This is a genomic window from Pseudomonas sp. Au-Pse12, from assembly GCF_021341665.1.
Classification (GTDB): domain Bacteria; phylum Pseudomonadota; class Gammaproteobacteria; order Pseudomonadales; family Pseudomonadaceae; genus Aquipseudomonas.
Map to the genome: position 1 here is coordinate 275,781 of NZ_JAJTTH010000009.1, position 11,334 is coordinate 287,114.

The window sequence follows — 11,334 nt, forward strand, 5'->3', positions numbered from 1 at the left end:
GCGTTTTTCATGGGGCGCGGTTTATTTCAGCGCTGCGCCGCCCAATAGGCATGCAGCGTGCGCGCGGCCGGTTCGATGGCCGCCACTTGCTGGCGATGCTGCTCCAGGTTCAGGTCGGCCGGCAGTTCGAAGTTGTCCTGTTCGGCGCAGTCGATGATCAACTGCAGGGTCCGGACCTGCGGCGCCGGCATCTCCGGCCAGTTGCCCACGGCCACGCCGCGCAGGTAGCCGAAGCACCATTCTTCGGCCAACAGCAGGTCCTGGCCCTGGTGCTCGGTCTGTTCGAAGCGCGCCTTGAACGCTTCCGGGGCCTGGGTCAATTGCGCAGCCAGGGTGTTGATGTGGCGCACGCACAGGTCGATGAACTGTCGGCATTCCTCCGGGGTTTCCCAGGCCGGGTTTTCGCCGCCCCAGATGCCCGGGAACCATTCGGCGATATCGACTTGAGCCGGGCCTGATACCAGCGCGGTGAAGTAACCGTCCAGCTCGCAGGGATTGAGCACCGAGTGGTCGTCGCCGTACTTGAGCAGGGTGTCTTCGATCAGCTCGAAGTCGGCGGCGTTCAGTGGGGTGTTTTGCATGAGGGGAGTCCTGGAAAAAGCAGCGGCAAGTTTCCGGGTTCACGCGCCAGGCTGCAAGCCTCAAGCGGCCAGCGCGAGGCCTGGGTGAGCGGGGTTCAGGTGCCGCGCAGCAGGTCCTGGGCGTCCAGCAGGCGGTAGGCGATTTCCGGGCGGTTCTCCATGGCCCGGCGAATGGCGGCCGGAATCGATTGCCGGGTCTTGCGGCACAGCCCGGGCAACTCGCCCAGGGAAATGGCGATGCCGCGCATGCTGCGCACCTCGTTGTCGCTAGGGGTGATCTGCACCCGGATGCCGAGTTTCTCCAGCATCTGGCGCTGCATGTGTTCCAGGTCGGCCAGGTCCTTGAGGTTTTCCAGGCGTTCGAGCAGGCGCTTTTCCTCCTGGCGCGTGAGCAAGAGGATGCGCAGGTCGGCTCCTTGGGTGTCCAGCAACTGCTCGCGCTCGCAGATGCAGGCGCCGGGCGGACAGGGTTGGCGGATGGGCGTGCTAGGGGTCATGGGGAACCATCATAGCGACCCTGCAGAAGCTGGCAGAGAAAAATATGCAGTCGGCCGCATCCGTTTCCCCGCCTGGTCCTTACCCTTCCTGTGACGGGGGCGAACTTTCCCATTCGGGAGCGCCAGGGACATGGAATTACAGCAGCCGGTCACGCTGCTATCGAACCACGACGATCCGCAGGTGTTGCCGCGCTTGCTGGCCGGTGAGGAACAGGCCTGTCGCGGCCTGCCCAGGTCAGCGCGACGAACCGCCAGCCTGCCCCGGCATCATCAGGATTGGGCAAAGCTCTCCAGGGTGTCGCCGTCCATGCGATAGCGCACCCATTCGGCCTGTGGGCGCGCGCCCATGGACTGGTAGAACTCGATGGCCGGCTCGTTCCAGTCCAGCACGCTCCACTCGAAACGCCCGCAACCCTTGGCGCAGGCTTCCCGGGCCAGGTGCTTGAGCATGAGCTTGCCGGCGCCGCAGCCGCGATGCTCGGGGCTGATGTAGAGATCCTCCAGGTAGAGGCCATTACGCCCCAGCCAGGTGGAGTAGCTGAAGAAATACACGGCAAAGCCGATCGGTTGAGCGTCCTTCAGGCAGATCAGCGCGCGGGCGCTGGCCTGTTCGCCAAACAGGCTTTGCTCAAGGTCGGCGACGCGGGCCTTGACCTCATGCAGGGCTTTTTCGTACTCGGCCAGTTGGCTGATGAAGGCCAGGATCTGTGGGGCATCGTTGGGGTGGGCGGGGCGAATGTGCAGGTTCAAGGGGCATCAGTCCGTTGGATAACAAGAGTGTCGATGCTAAGGGATGGCATAAACTGCATGTACTGCATTTTCTTCAGGGTTTAATGAAAACCATGCATCCACTGCTGCGCCGTCTCGACCTCAACCTGCTATTGACCTTCGATGCCTTGTATCGCCACCGTACCGTGGCCCTGGCCGCCAGCGAGCTGGCAATCAGTGCTTCGGCATTCAGCCATGCCCTGGCGCGCCTGCGCGATGCCCTCAACGACGAGTTGTTCATCCGCCAGGGCAACCGCATGCACCCCACCCAGCGTGCCGATCTGCTGGCGCAGACCGTGGCTGAAAGCCTGAAGCTGCTCTCCGACCAGTTGGGCCAGTGGGAACCCTTCGACCCCGCCACCAGCCAGCGAACTTTCGTCTTCGCCGCCACCGACTACACCGCTTTCCAGCTGTTGCCGACACTGCTCGGCCGGCTGCAACAGGTTGCACCGAAATTATGCCTGCGGGTGGTCTACTCCGATCGCAAGGTCTCCATCGAGGACCTGGCGTGCGGCGCGGTGGATTTCGCCCTGGGCTACAGCGAGGCTCGTGATACGCTGCCCGCCGGCGTGGACAGCGAGGACTGGCTGAGCGACGAGTACGTGGTCATTGCCAGCCGGGCGCACCCGCGAATCCAGGGTGCGCCCGATCTTGCGGGCTACCTGGCGGAACGGCATGCGGTCATCACGCCCTGGGGCGAGGCGCGGGGGGTGGTGGACCTGGTGCTGCAAGGCATGGGCCTGCAACGGGACGTCGCCTTGCAGTTGCCGGCGGTGATGATTGCGCCCTTCATCATTGCCGGCACCGAGCTGATCATGACCATTCCGCGCCAGGCGGCCCAGGCCCTGCAATCCGCGGCGGCCATTGCGCTGTATCCGCCGCCGTTCACGATCCCGCCTTACACCCTGAAGCTCTACAGCCATGGCAAGTACGCCCGCAGCGATGCCCATGCCTGGATGCGTCGACAACTGCGGGAGTTGTTTATCGAGGGGCATCGTCCTTGAGCACCTGTGCGCCGGAGTGCGCCAGAGGATTGCCGGGGTCGCCCTCGGCGAGCATCTGGCTGAGCAACTGCCGTTCCTGTTTGCCGGGAAGGACCCCGCGGGTTTCGCCTTCCAGCACGATTGCGCCGTCCTCGTGGGTCAGGGTGATGACCGCCGTGGCCCGGCCCCGGGCATCCACCTCGGTGATCAACCAGTGGCAGGTCACGGTATCCCCCGGATAGACCGGACGGCGGAACTGGAAGCTCATCGCCGACGCCAGCCAGCCGATCTGCCCGCCGACCTCGGTCACCAGGCTGGCGGTCAGCAGGCCATGGGACACCGGTTGGCGAAAACCTCGGGATTGGGCGAAAGCCGCATCGAAATGCACCGGGTTGTAGTCCCGGGACACCTCGGCGAAGCGCTGGATGTCCTCGCGGGTGAAGCACCGCGAGAGGCTGAAGCGGTCACCTTGTTGCAGCCCTTGGGCCGCGCGCTGTCTGAAGCTGTGCATGGGGCTTCCTCACGCCAGGTGCTGTTCCGCCAGCAACACCAGCGCAATCAGGATCATCAACCCGCCCGACAGGCGACCGACCCACAGCGCGGCCACCGGGCGCGCCTGCAACACGCTCCGCGAACCGAAACCCACCAGCAGGTAGACCAGCCCGCAACTGACGGCATGCAACAGGCCCAGGGCGAGGATCTGCAGCGGCACCGGCCAGGCGGCCGTGGGGCTGGTGAACTGCGGCAGCAAGGCCAGGAACAGCAGGAAGACCTTGGGGTTGAGGCCGCTCACGCACAGGCCCTTGAACGACCAGCGGGCCCAGGAGGTACTGGCCTGGGCCGCGCCGGCCTGGGGCGTGGACGGATGGCGCAGCAGGCCGATGCCCAGCCACAGCAGGTAGCCGGCACCGGCCACGGTCAGGGTGGAGAGGGCCAGCGGGTAGCGTGCCAGCAGCCCGCCGACCCCGGCGGCCACCACCAGTGTGGCCAGCAAGTGCCCGCTCAACAGCCCGGACACCGCGGGAATCACCACCCGGCCGTTGAGCCCGGCGGAAATGGCGTAGGCCCAGTCGGCGCCGGGGGTGATCACGAACAACAGCGACACCGCCCAGAACGCGGCCAGCATGCTCGGTTCCATGGCGGCTTACCTCGACTGGGCGCAAAGGGCGTGGATGACACGGCGCGCGGTGTCCGGCAACGGCGCGGGCGGTGGGGTAATGGAGCAGCAGGGCATGGAGCAGGGCATGGGGCTTTCTCACGGGCATCAGGTGGACGCTCGCCGGGCAGCAGCGCGGCGAACGGTGGCTTTCAGGCTCGGAGAAAGAATATTGAAGAGCGCGGGGGATATTTTCTCTAATATTCCAGTGATTGCTCTTTGATTGGGAAGGATTGTTGGAATGGACCGGATTGATCAGAAGATTCTTGCCGAGCTGCAAGCCGATGGGCGCCTGTCGGTCACCGACCTGGCGGATCGGGTCGGCCTCAGCCTCTCGCCCTGCCATCGCCGGGTGCGGGCACTGGAACAGTCCGGGGTGATCCTCGGTTATCGCGCGCAACTGGCGCCCAGCGCCCTGGGCCTGAATTTCTCGGCCATGGTGTTCGTCACCCTGCGCGAAGGCGACCACCAGGCGGTGGCGGCCTTTGAAAATGCCTTGCAGGGCATTGTCCAGATCGTCGAGGCGCAACGCCTGTTCGGCGAGCCCGACTACCTGCTGCAGGTGATCACCCGCGACCTGCCGGCGTTCCAGCGGCTGTACGACGAACGCCTGTCGACCCTGCCCAATGTCCAGCGCCTGACCTCGACCCTGGTGATGAAGCAGGTGATCCAGGACCGCACCCTGCCGTTGTGATCGGGGTCAACGCCCGCCGGCCCCGGGCGATTTAGTGTGCAGGCTCCTCCACCCAGTTTGCGGGAGCCGCCATGGCCAAGCCCTTTCCCCTGCGCCCCAAGCACCCCGAGCGGATCTGCTGGGGCTGCGACCGCTACTGCGCGGCCAATGCCCTGGCCTGCGGCAACGGTTCCGATCGCACCATGCACCCGGCGGAGATGCTCGGTGACGACTGGTACCTGGAGGGCGACTGGGGCATCGAGGTCCCGGCGGACAGCCAGGTGGAACCGGGGCTGAAGACACCACGCCCCATGGGTGCGGGGGGCCCAAGCTGAGGGGCGTCGCCCGCGACGTGACTGGCTGGCGCGCCAGTGGGAGTGGCTGGTCGAGCAGTCGGGCGGTCACCGCCCGACTGAAGGGACAATTCTAGCCGCGACGCGCCATCAGCAGCACCGACGCCGCCCCCGACAACAGCAGCGCGCAGGCGCGATTGAACAGGCGCTTGCCGCGCGGTTCGGCGAGCCAGCGGCGCATGTGCAGGCCCATGTAGGCGTAGGCGCAGATGGCGATCCACTCCAGCCCCAGAAACAGCGCGCCCAGCACCAGGAACTGCGGCCCCATCGGCTGCGCCGGATCGACGAACTGCGGCAGGAAGGCGGTGAAGATCAGCACCGCCTTGGGGTTGCCCGCCGCCACCAGGAACTCCTGGCGGGCCAGGGCCCATAGCCCGACCTTGGGGGCGTGGCCGTTCACTTCGGTGCCGGGGTTGGCGCGCCACAGTTGCCAGGCCAGGTACAGCAGGTAGCCCGCGCCCAGGACCTTGATCGCCTGGAACAGCAACTCCGAGGTTTGCAGCACCACCGCCAGGCCGGCGGCGGCCAGGGCGATCATGGCGGCGAACGCCAGCAGGCGGCCGGCGCCGGCCAGGCAGGAGCGGCGATAGCCATAGCGGGTGGCGTTGCTCACCGACAGCAGGTTGTTCGGGCCGGGGGCCATGTTCAAGGCGAAACAGGCGGGGACGAACAGGCTCAGGGTCGCGAGGTCCATACGGGCTCCGGGGCAGGGATGAGAGAACGGCTCCGCAGGCGACGGGAGCTGGGTCGACAAAATAAAGCGCGTGCGTGGCGCGAGGCAAGTGTGGTGCGTGTGGCGGGTCTAGGGCGGGCCGAGGAGGGTACAGAGGCGAGGTGGCGGTGCAGCGCCTCTCCCTGGCGCAACAGGGAGAGGCGCAATCCGGGTCAACTGATGTTGATATAGGGGTCCCAATCGCAGTAGCCGACAATTTTGTTGTTGCGGTCGACGATCATGAAGGCCCAGGTGTAGGTAATGCTGCCTTGGCGAATGGCGTCACCTTCCCAGTAGAAGTTCCTCACCACTTGCGCGATGGGCTGCCCGGAAGGGTTGTTCACGTTGATGATGGGCAGGGGCGTCTGGTCGAGAACCTTCGGCTGGATGTTCTGCACATAGTCGGGGTTTTGCGAGGTCACCACCGGGCTGGTCTGGGTGTATTTGTACAGCAGCACGGCGTGGTCCAGCCCCTTGGACAGGCTGGTGGTGCGCCAGCGGATATGGTCACCCTCGCGGACGTTGACCACCAGTTCGTCGGTTCCCTCGGAGGTCTGGTTGGTCGCGTCGCGCCGGGCCACCATGTAGATCGCCTGGCTGGAGAGTCGTCCCGACCGGTTGGTGTAGTTGTAGAGGTGAGAGGGGGTGTTCGGGTTCGTTTTCTCGATATGGAACACGCCTGAGTCGAAGGTCTGGCCCTCGCTGCCCAGGATAGTGTCCACATCGATGGTGATCATGATGTCTACGTCGCTCATGTCCAGCTCCCTGCTGTCGCGTTGGGTGCCCGGGTTGCCCAGGCACATTGGCAAGCACGTTTCCGGGGCGCGACCACCGAGCATCAGTACGCTGGCCCGGCAGTCCGACAGCGGGCTTGATGCACTTCCATGCAGTCGCGAGTGGAATCTAGATCCTGAAGACTGTTAGTCAAACCGCCGGGTTGAAAAAAGCTCGGCGGTGGACGAGCGGTGTCACCGGACTCCACGGCCTCAGCCCTGGCCCAGCCGTTGCAAATGCTCTTCCAGCCAGGGCGCGACCAGCTCGGCGTGGGTCAGGCCCAGGTCATGCTCGGCGCCCGGCACGATGCGCAGGCGGGCCTTTGGCAGCAGGCTGGCCAGGCGTTGGCCCACCGCCACCGGGCTGATGGGGTCGCAGTCGCCCCACAGCAGCAAGACCGGCATGCCCAGTTCCCCCAGGCGCGGGCCGAGGTCGCTGTGGTCATCGACGAACCAGCGGGGCAACTGCGGGTAGGCCGCGGCATAGTCGCCGCGCCAGTCCGTGGCGCCCAACTCGCCCATGTCCACGCCACCGGAGGTGACGCTCAACACCAGATGGGTGATCAGCTCCGGCCGCGCCAGGGCCGCCCGCACCGCGAGGATGCCGCCCATGGACTGGGCCACCAGCGCAGTGGGCCGGTCGATGCGCCGCAGCACCAGGTCCAGCAAGTCGTCCATGCCCTGCACGTCTGGCTGTGCCGGGGTATCGCCGAAGCCCGGCCAGCCCAGGTGCACCTGCCGCGCCGGATGGCGCAGCTGCGCGGCCAGGGGTTGCCAGAATTGACGATTGCCCGAGGCACCGGGCAGAAACAGCAGTTGCTGGGGGGCTTGGGGCATGGCATCGCTCCTGGTCCATGGGCGGTGGGTTGAACCCTTGCGCGGCCAGGGGCCACGCGGCGGCGCCAGAAAATACGGGGTTCGGGTGCTGCGAGCAAGCACCGCATCAGGCGATGCGCGGCGCGCCATGCTGGCGCCCCGGGACCCGCCGCCAGGGTTTATCATGCGGCGCTGCGGCCCGTTGCCCGCCCGAGCTGGGGCCGCTCCTTTCGCCCACCGTGGAGGCGCCCGCCATGTCCGATTTGCCTAAGCCTGCTGCTGTCCCTGAATTTCCCGTGTGCCACGCCCGGGGCGGCACCTCCACCGGGCTGATCCTGGCCCGCGAAGCGCTGCCCGCGGACGAAGCCCTGGTGGAAGAATTGCTGCGCCACCTGATGGGCGTGCCCCTGGCCGGCGAGTGGCCGGGCAATACCCAGATCACCGGCCTGGGCCGCGGCGGGCCCACCAGCAACAAAGTGTTCATCGTCGAACGCCGCCCCGGCGAGACGCGGATGATCAGCACCCTGGCGCAACTGGCGGCGGGCAAGAGCGCCATCGACTGGAGCGTCAACTGCGGCAACATGTCGGCGGCATTGCCGCTGTATGCCCTGCAGCGCGGCTGGCTGCAGCCCGGGGAGGGCGGTGGGCAGATCGAGATCTTCAACAGCAACACCCAGACCACGATGTATGCGCGCCTGAGCCTGCACGACGGCCGGCTGCTCAGCGACACGCGGATTCCCGGGGTCAACGGGGTGTTTCCCGGGGTCGACCTGTTTCTCGACAATCCGGTGGGGGCCAAGACCGGCGCGCTGTTTCCTAGCGGGCAACGGGTCGACCTGCTGGATGGGATTGCCGCCACCTGCATCGACGTGGCGGTGCCGATGGTCATCCTTCGCGCGGCGGACCTGGGCAAGACCGGGCAGGAAAGCCCGGCCGAACTGGACGCCGACCCACAGTTCAAGGCGCGCCTGCTGGAGCTGATGGTGCAAGGCGGCCTGCGCATGGGCCTGCGCCAGCGCGATGGCCGCCTGATGAGCGCCGACGACCTGCGGCGCAGCGAAACCATTCCCAAGATCTGCATCGTCAGCCCGGCGCGAGAAGGCGGTGATATCGCCACCCGCTACTTCACCCCCCAGAACGCCCACCCGTCCCTGGCGGTGTCCGGCGGCTGCTGCCTGGCGGCGGCCTGCCTGGCCGAAGGCACCGTGGCCCACGCCCTGTTGCCACGGGCACCGGTGATAGGTGAAGCGAAGGGCGAATACCCGTTGGCGATTGAAAACCCCGCCGGGGTGCTGGAGACCCTGATCAATGCCCGGCAGGTGGCCGGGGAACTGCTGATCGACGGCGCCGCCTACCGGCGTAGCGCGCAGATTCTGGTGCAGGGCAGCACGCCGCTGTACAACGCCTCGGCGAAACTGATCGCCGCCCTTGGCACCGCACACCGCGCCTGACCCCGCCCCGCATCCGCCTCGTGTAGCCGCTGCCGAAGGCTGCGAACGAGCCGCAGGCTCGCCAGCCGATGGGGTCTTGCGCAGCTCCAGCCGCAGCTCCGGCGGGGCTCTGAATATCAAAGCCATATCAGCGGGCCTCGCTGGCATTGGGGAGAAACTGCGGCACCTTCTGCCGCAGCAACTGAATCAGCTCCGGGTCCATGAAGTCGTAATCATCGGGAATGTTCAGGCAGACAATTTGCTGGTTGTTCAACTGCGCCTTGAAGCGCTTGCGCAGTTTTTCCCGGTGGCGGGTTTCCATCACCACAATCAGCCCGGCCCATTGCACCAGCTCCGGGCCCAGGGGTACTTCGGCATCGTGATTGAGCCCGGCCGATGCGGTCTGGATTCCTGGCCAGTCGGCAAACACCTGCTCGGCGGTGGGGCTGCGCAGCTTGTTCTGGCTGCAGACAAACAAGACATTGAGCATTGGGCCGAACTCCTTGGCACAGACGCCCAGCCTGTAAAGGACAGGGCAAAGGCGCTGATTTTTCGGGGCTTTGGTCACGCTGTCCAGCAACTTGTGACGCGCCGGGCCAATGGCGTTGGTCAGCGCAGGTTGCCCGCCAAGCGCTGTGGCTGCGAAACTGCCAGCCCCTTGACTCGCATCGCTCACGCCATGTCCGCAGCCCTGTTCACCTCACCCCATCTGGGCCTGGCCCTCAGGCGCTGGCGCCTGTTGCACCGGGTCAAGCAGCAGCACGCCGCCGAGCTGTTCGGCGTGGCGCAGTCGAGCATTTCCCGCTGGGAAAACGGCCGGCAAGCCATGGAACCGGCGGAGCGGGCGCGCCTGGAGCAATTGCTGGCAGCCAACCTCAGCGCCGCCGCCGATCAGGCCCTGGCGCGGCTGGTGAACGACAGCCCGCGCGCCGTGCACCTGGTGTGCGACCTGACCCACCGCCTGCTGGCCTGTTCGCCAACCCGCGCCGCACAGTTCGGCGTGCCCTTGAGCGAGCTGCTGGGCCAATCCCTGTGGGGCTTCTGCACCGAGGAAATCGTGCGCAATGAAGCCGCCCTGGATGACCTGGGCTGGCGCGAAGTGCTGGCGCCGCCGTCCCTGGAGTTCTTCAGCGGCCACAACGATTCGGCCATCGTGCCCATCGCCCCCAGCCAGTGCCGCTGGACCCGCCTCAACCTGTCCGACGGCAACGCCGTGCGGCTGGTGGAAACCCTCTGACGCGCTTGTCGAGGCACGCCACGCATATTTTATCCGTGGACCTGGACGCCCTTGCTGACTAGTCTGGTGGGCCACTCCGCAGCGCTCTGGCGCAGCGTTCTCCCGCCCACCTGCGCAGGTTTCCCCATGAACAGCGAACTCCTCAGCGGCCGCCTTGAATTTCTCCGTGAAGCGGAAAAACTCAAGGACGTGCTGCGCAGCGCCCACACCTCCAGCGGCCGCCAGGAAAGCACCGCCGAGCACAGCTGGCGCCTGTGCCTGATGGCGTTGCTGTTCGAGGATCAGCTGGGGCAACTGGACCTGCTGCGGGTGCTGAAACTGTGCATCGTCCACGACCTGGGGGAAGCCATCCATGGCGATATCCCGGCGGTGGCCCAGGCCGCCCATCCGCACAAGAGCCAGCAGGAGCGCGAGGACCTGCAACTGCTGGCCCAGGCCCTGGACACCCCGGCCCGCGAGCGCCTGCTGCAGTTGTGGGACGAATATGAAGCTGCCGCCAGCCCCGAGGCGCGCGCGGTCAAGGCCCTGGACAAGCTGGAAACCCTGCTGCAACACACCCAGGGCCAGAACCCGGCGGATTTCGACTACGGCTTCAACCTCGGCTACGGTCGGCGCTATACCGATGCCAGCCCCCTGTTCCAGGCCCTGCGCGCGCAGATCGATGCCGATACCCAGCGTCGTCTCGACGCCGCCGGGTGAACCCTTGTTTACCGCAGATACCCGGATCTCTATGAGCCTGATGATTAGAAACGAACGCCCGAGCGACATCCCCGCCATCGAACAGCTGACCCGCGAGGCCTTTCTCGACGCCGAGCACACTAGCCACACCGAGCAGTACATCGTGAATGCCTTGCGCGAAGCCGGCGCCTTGACCCTGTCCCTGGTGGCCGAAGAGGCGGGCGTAGTGGTTGGCCATGCCGCGATTTCACCCGTCACCCTGAGCAGCGGCGAGCCCGCTTGGTACGGGCTGGCGCCGGTGTCGGTGCTGCCGGCGCGTCAGGGCCAGGGCATTGGCGGCCAGTTGATCCGCCAACTGCTCAAGCAGTTGCAGGCGCAGGGGGCAGCCGGCTGCGTGGTGCTGGGCGACCCCGGCTACTACTCGCGCTTCGGCTTCAAGGCCGGGCAGGGGCCGCAGCTGGCTGGAGTGCCGCCCGAGTACTTCCAGGCCCAGGCATTCCACGGCTCGTACCCGAGTGGCGAAGTCAGCTTCCACCCGGGCTTCGACGCTCAGAGCTAAGGGACGGGGTTCAAGGGCAGGGCGCCACACTGGCGCCCTGTGCCACCGCCTGGCAACGGTCATGGTTTTTTTATGGCGCGGTCATGCAGCGCAGCTATTTTTACCTTCGGTTGCCGTT

17 protein-coding genes are annotated in these 11,334 nt (G+C 66.3%); 8 read left to right on the forward strand and 9 right to left on the reverse strand.

Translation table 11 applies throughout. The features are described 5' to 3' along the window. Nucleotides 1–26 precede the first annotated feature (26 nt). From LXM55_RS24650 to LXM55_RS24660, 3 genes are all read right to left on the reverse strand, one after another. The gene (locus LXM55_RS24650) at nucleotides 27–581 is read right to left on the reverse strand and encodes a UPF0149 family protein (RefSeq protein ID WP_233322766.1); all 555 of its coding nucleotides are present in this window, start codon (nucleotides 579–581) and stop codon (nucleotides 27–29) included. Between the two features lie 95 nt (nucleotides 582–676). Beyond that, complete coding sequence (locus tag LXM55_RS24655) at nucleotides 677–1,078, reverse strand: hypothetical protein (RefSeq protein WP_233322767.1); 402 nt, start codon at nucleotides 1,076–1,078, stop codon at nucleotides 677–679. 270 nt (nucleotides 1,079–1,348) lie between these two features. After that, a complete protein-coding gene (locus LXM55_RS24660) occupies nucleotides 1,349–1,828 on the reverse strand; it encodes a GNAT family N-acetyltransferase (RefSeq protein ID WP_233322768.1) in 480 nt (159 codons plus the stop codon). A gap of 92 nt (nucleotides 1,829–1,920) precedes the next feature. Here LXM55_RS24660 and LXM55_RS24665 point away from each other — a divergent pair, with 92 nt between their 5' ends. After that, nucleotides 1,921–2,850: a LysR family transcriptional regulator gene (locus LXM55_RS24665; RefSeq protein ID WP_233322769.1), complete on the forward strand. Its 930-nt coding sequence runs from the start codon at nucleotides 1,921–1,923 to the stop codon at nucleotides 2,848–2,850. On the opposite strand, the gene LXM55_RS24670 is transcribed toward LXM55_RS24665, so the two are convergent. Together LXM55_RS24670 and LXM55_RS24675 are read right to left on the reverse strand one after the other, a co-directional pair. After that, the gene (locus tag LXM55_RS24670) at nucleotides 2,828–3,340 is read right to left on the reverse strand and encodes a MaoC family dehydratase (protein WP_233322770.1); all 513 of its coding nucleotides are present in this window, start codon (nucleotides 3,338–3,340) and stop codon (nucleotides 2,828–2,830) included. The two genes, LXM55_RS24665 and LXM55_RS24670, sit on opposite strands and share 23 nt — an antisense overlap. Nucleotides 3,341–3,349: 9 nt before the next feature. Beyond that, nucleotides 3,350–3,967 carry a LysE family translocator gene (locus LXM55_RS24675; RefSeq protein WP_233322771.1) on the reverse strand — a complete coding sequence of 206 codons (618 nt, stop codon included), beginning with the start codon at nucleotides 3,965–3,967 and terminating at the stop codon, nucleotides 3,350–3,352. Between LXM55_RS24675 and LXM55_RS24680 the strand changes: the two genes are divergently transcribed. The 3 genes from LXM55_RS24680 (at nucleotide 3,954) to LXM55_RS24690 (ending at nucleotide 4,993) form a co-directional block, all read left to right on the forward strand. After that, entirely contained in the window at nucleotides 3,954–4,208 is a 255-nt protein-coding gene (locus LXM55_RS24680) for a hypothetical protein (protein ID WP_233322772.1), read from the forward strand. The genes LXM55_RS24675 and LXM55_RS24680 overlap by 14 nt on opposite strands. A gap of 18 nt (nucleotides 4,209–4,226) precedes the next feature. Further along, nucleotides 4,227–4,679, forward strand: coding sequence for an Lrp/AsnC family transcriptional regulator (locus LXM55_RS24685; protein WP_159893406.1), 453 nt, complete (start codon nucleotides 4,227–4,229; stop codon nucleotides 4,677–4,679). A 71-nt stretch (nucleotides 4,680–4,750) separates the two neighbouring features. Next, nucleotides 4,751–4,993, forward strand: coding sequence for a DUF3079 domain-containing protein (locus LXM55_RS24690; RefSeq protein ID WP_233322773.1), 243 nt, complete (start codon nucleotides 4,751–4,753; stop codon nucleotides 4,991–4,993). A 91-nt stretch (nucleotides 4,994–5,084) separates the two neighbouring features. Here LXM55_RS24690 and LXM55_RS24695 read toward each other — a convergent pair whose 3' ends face one another. The 3 genes from LXM55_RS24695 to LXM55_RS24705 all read right to left on the reverse strand — a co-directional run bounded on the left by LXM55_RS24695 (nucleotide 5,085) and on the right by LXM55_RS24705 (nucleotide 7,333). After that, nucleotides 5,085–5,705 carry a LysE family translocator gene (locus LXM55_RS24695; protein ID WP_233322774.1) on the reverse strand — a complete coding sequence of 207 codons (621 nt, stop codon included), beginning with the start codon at nucleotides 5,703–5,705 and terminating at the stop codon, nucleotides 5,085–5,087. 191 nt (nucleotides 5,706–5,896) lie between these two features. Further along, on the reverse strand, nucleotides 5,897–6,478 hold the full coding sequence (locus LXM55_RS24700; protein WP_233322775.1) for an AidA/PixA family protein: 582 nt from the start codon (nucleotides 6,476–6,478) through the stop codon (nucleotides 5,897–5,899). A 231-nt stretch (nucleotides 6,479–6,709) separates the two neighbouring features. Next, nucleotides 6,710–7,333: an alpha/beta fold hydrolase gene (locus LXM55_RS24705; protein WP_233322776.1), complete on the reverse strand. Its 624-nt coding sequence runs from the start codon at nucleotides 7,331–7,333 to the stop codon at nucleotides 6,710–6,712. A gap of 233 nt (nucleotides 7,334–7,566) precedes the next feature. On the opposite strand from LXM55_RS24705, the gene LXM55_RS24710 reads away from it, so the two are divergent. Then, complete coding sequence (locus LXM55_RS24710; RefSeq protein WP_233322777.1) at nucleotides 7,567–8,763, forward strand: PrpF domain-containing protein; 1,197 nt, start codon at nucleotides 7,567–7,569, stop codon at nucleotides 8,761–8,763. 127 nt (nucleotides 8,764–8,890) lie between these two features. On the opposite strand, the gene LXM55_RS24715 is transcribed toward LXM55_RS24710, so the two are convergent. Further along, nucleotides 8,891–9,232 carry a low molecular weight protein tyrosine phosphatase family protein gene (locus tag LXM55_RS24715; RefSeq protein ID WP_233322778.1) on the reverse strand — a complete coding sequence of 114 codons (342 nt, stop codon included), beginning with the start codon at nucleotides 9,230–9,232 and terminating at the stop codon, nucleotides 8,891–8,893. A 189-nt stretch (nucleotides 9,233–9,421) separates the two neighbouring features. Here LXM55_RS24715 and LXM55_RS24720 point away from each other — a divergent pair, with 189 nt between their 5' ends. The 3 genes from LXM55_RS24720 to LXM55_RS24730 all read left to right on the forward strand — a co-directional run bounded on the left by LXM55_RS24720 (nucleotide 9,422) and on the right by LXM55_RS24730 (nucleotide 11,216). Then, entirely contained in the window at nucleotides 9,422–9,979 is a 558-nt protein-coding gene (locus LXM55_RS24720) for a helix-turn-helix domain-containing protein (protein WP_233322779.1), read from the forward strand. A gap of 126 nt (nucleotides 9,980–10,105) precedes the next feature. Next, on the forward strand, nucleotides 10,106–10,678 hold the full coding sequence (locus tag LXM55_RS24725; protein ID WP_233322780.1) for an HD domain-containing protein: 573 nt from the start codon (nucleotides 10,106–10,108) through the stop codon (nucleotides 10,676–10,678). Between the two features lie 31 nt (nucleotides 10,679–10,709). Beyond that, complete coding sequence (locus LXM55_RS24730) at nucleotides 10,710–11,216, forward strand: GNAT family N-acetyltransferase (RefSeq protein WP_233322781.1); 507 nt, start codon at nucleotides 10,710–10,712, stop codon at nucleotides 11,214–11,216. The last annotated feature ends 118 nt before the right edge of the window (nucleotides 11,217–11,334 follow it).

What these genes read in the sequence shown, in the direction of transcription:
- LXM55_RS24650 (WP_233322766.1), bottom strand. Translation starts at nt 581, where the DNA reads ATGCAAAACACCCCACTGAACGCCGCCGACTTCGAGCTGATCGAAGAC.
- LXM55_RS24655 (WP_233322767.1), bottom strand. Translation starts at nt 1,078, where the DNA reads ATGACCCCTAGCACGCCCATCCGCCAACCCTGTCCGCCCGGCGCCTGC.
- LXM55_RS24665 (WP_233322769.1), top strand. Translation starts at nt 1,921, where the DNA reads ATGCATCCACTGCTGCGCCGTCTCGACCTCAACCTGCTATTGACCTTC.
- LXM55_RS24670 (WP_233322770.1), bottom strand. Translation starts at nt 3,340, where the DNA reads ATGCACAGCTTCAGACAGCGCGCGGCCCAAGGGCTGCAACAAGGTGAC.
- LXM55_RS24680 (WP_233322772.1), top strand. Translation starts at nt 3,954, where the DNA reads ATGCTCGGTTCCATGGCGGCTTACCTCGACTGGGCGCAAAGGGCGTGG.
- LXM55_RS24675 (WP_233322771.1), bottom strand. Translation starts at nt 3,967, where the DNA reads ATGGAACCGAGCATGCTGGCCGCGTTCTGGGCGGTGTCGCTGTTGTTC.
- LXM55_RS24685 (WP_159893406.1), top strand. Translation starts at nt 4,227, where the DNA reads ATGGACCGGATTGATCAGAAGATTCTTGCCGAGCTGCAAGCCGATGGG.
- LXM55_RS24690 (WP_233322773.1), top strand. Translation starts at nt 4,751, where the DNA reads ATGGCCAAGCCCTTTCCCCTGCGCCCCAAGCACCCCGAGCGGATCTGC.
- LXM55_RS24695 (WP_233322774.1), bottom strand. Translation starts at nt 5,705, where the DNA reads ATGGACCTCGCGACCCTGAGCCTGTTCGTCCCCGCCTGTTTCGCCTTG.
- LXM55_RS24700 (WP_233322775.1), bottom strand. Translation starts at nt 6,478, where the DNA reads ATGAGCGACGTAGACATCATGATCACCATCGATGTGGACACTATCCTG.
- LXM55_RS24705 (WP_233322776.1), bottom strand. Translation starts at nt 7,333, where the DNA reads ATGCCCCAAGCCCCCCAGCAACTGCTGTTTCTGCCCGGTGCCTCGGGC.
- LXM55_RS24710 (WP_233322777.1), top strand. Translation starts at nt 7,567, where the DNA reads ATGTCCGATTTGCCTAAGCCTGCTGCTGTCCCTGAATTTCCCGTGTGC.
- LXM55_RS24715 (WP_233322778.1), bottom strand. Translation starts at nt 9,232, where the DNA reads ATGCTCAATGTCTTGTTTGTCTGCAGCCAGAACAAGCTGCGCAGCCCC.
- LXM55_RS24720 (WP_233322779.1), top strand. Translation starts at nt 9,422, where the DNA reads ATGTCCGCAGCCCTGTTCACCTCACCCCATCTGGGCCTGGCCCTCAGG.
- LXM55_RS24725 (WP_233322780.1), top strand. Translation starts at nt 10,106, where the DNA reads ATGAACAGCGAACTCCTCAGCGGCCGCCTTGAATTTCTCCGTGAAGCG.
- LXM55_RS24730 (WP_233322781.1), top strand. Translation starts at nt 10,710, where the DNA reads ATGAGCCTGATGATTAGAAACGAACGCCCGAGCGACATCCCCGCCATC.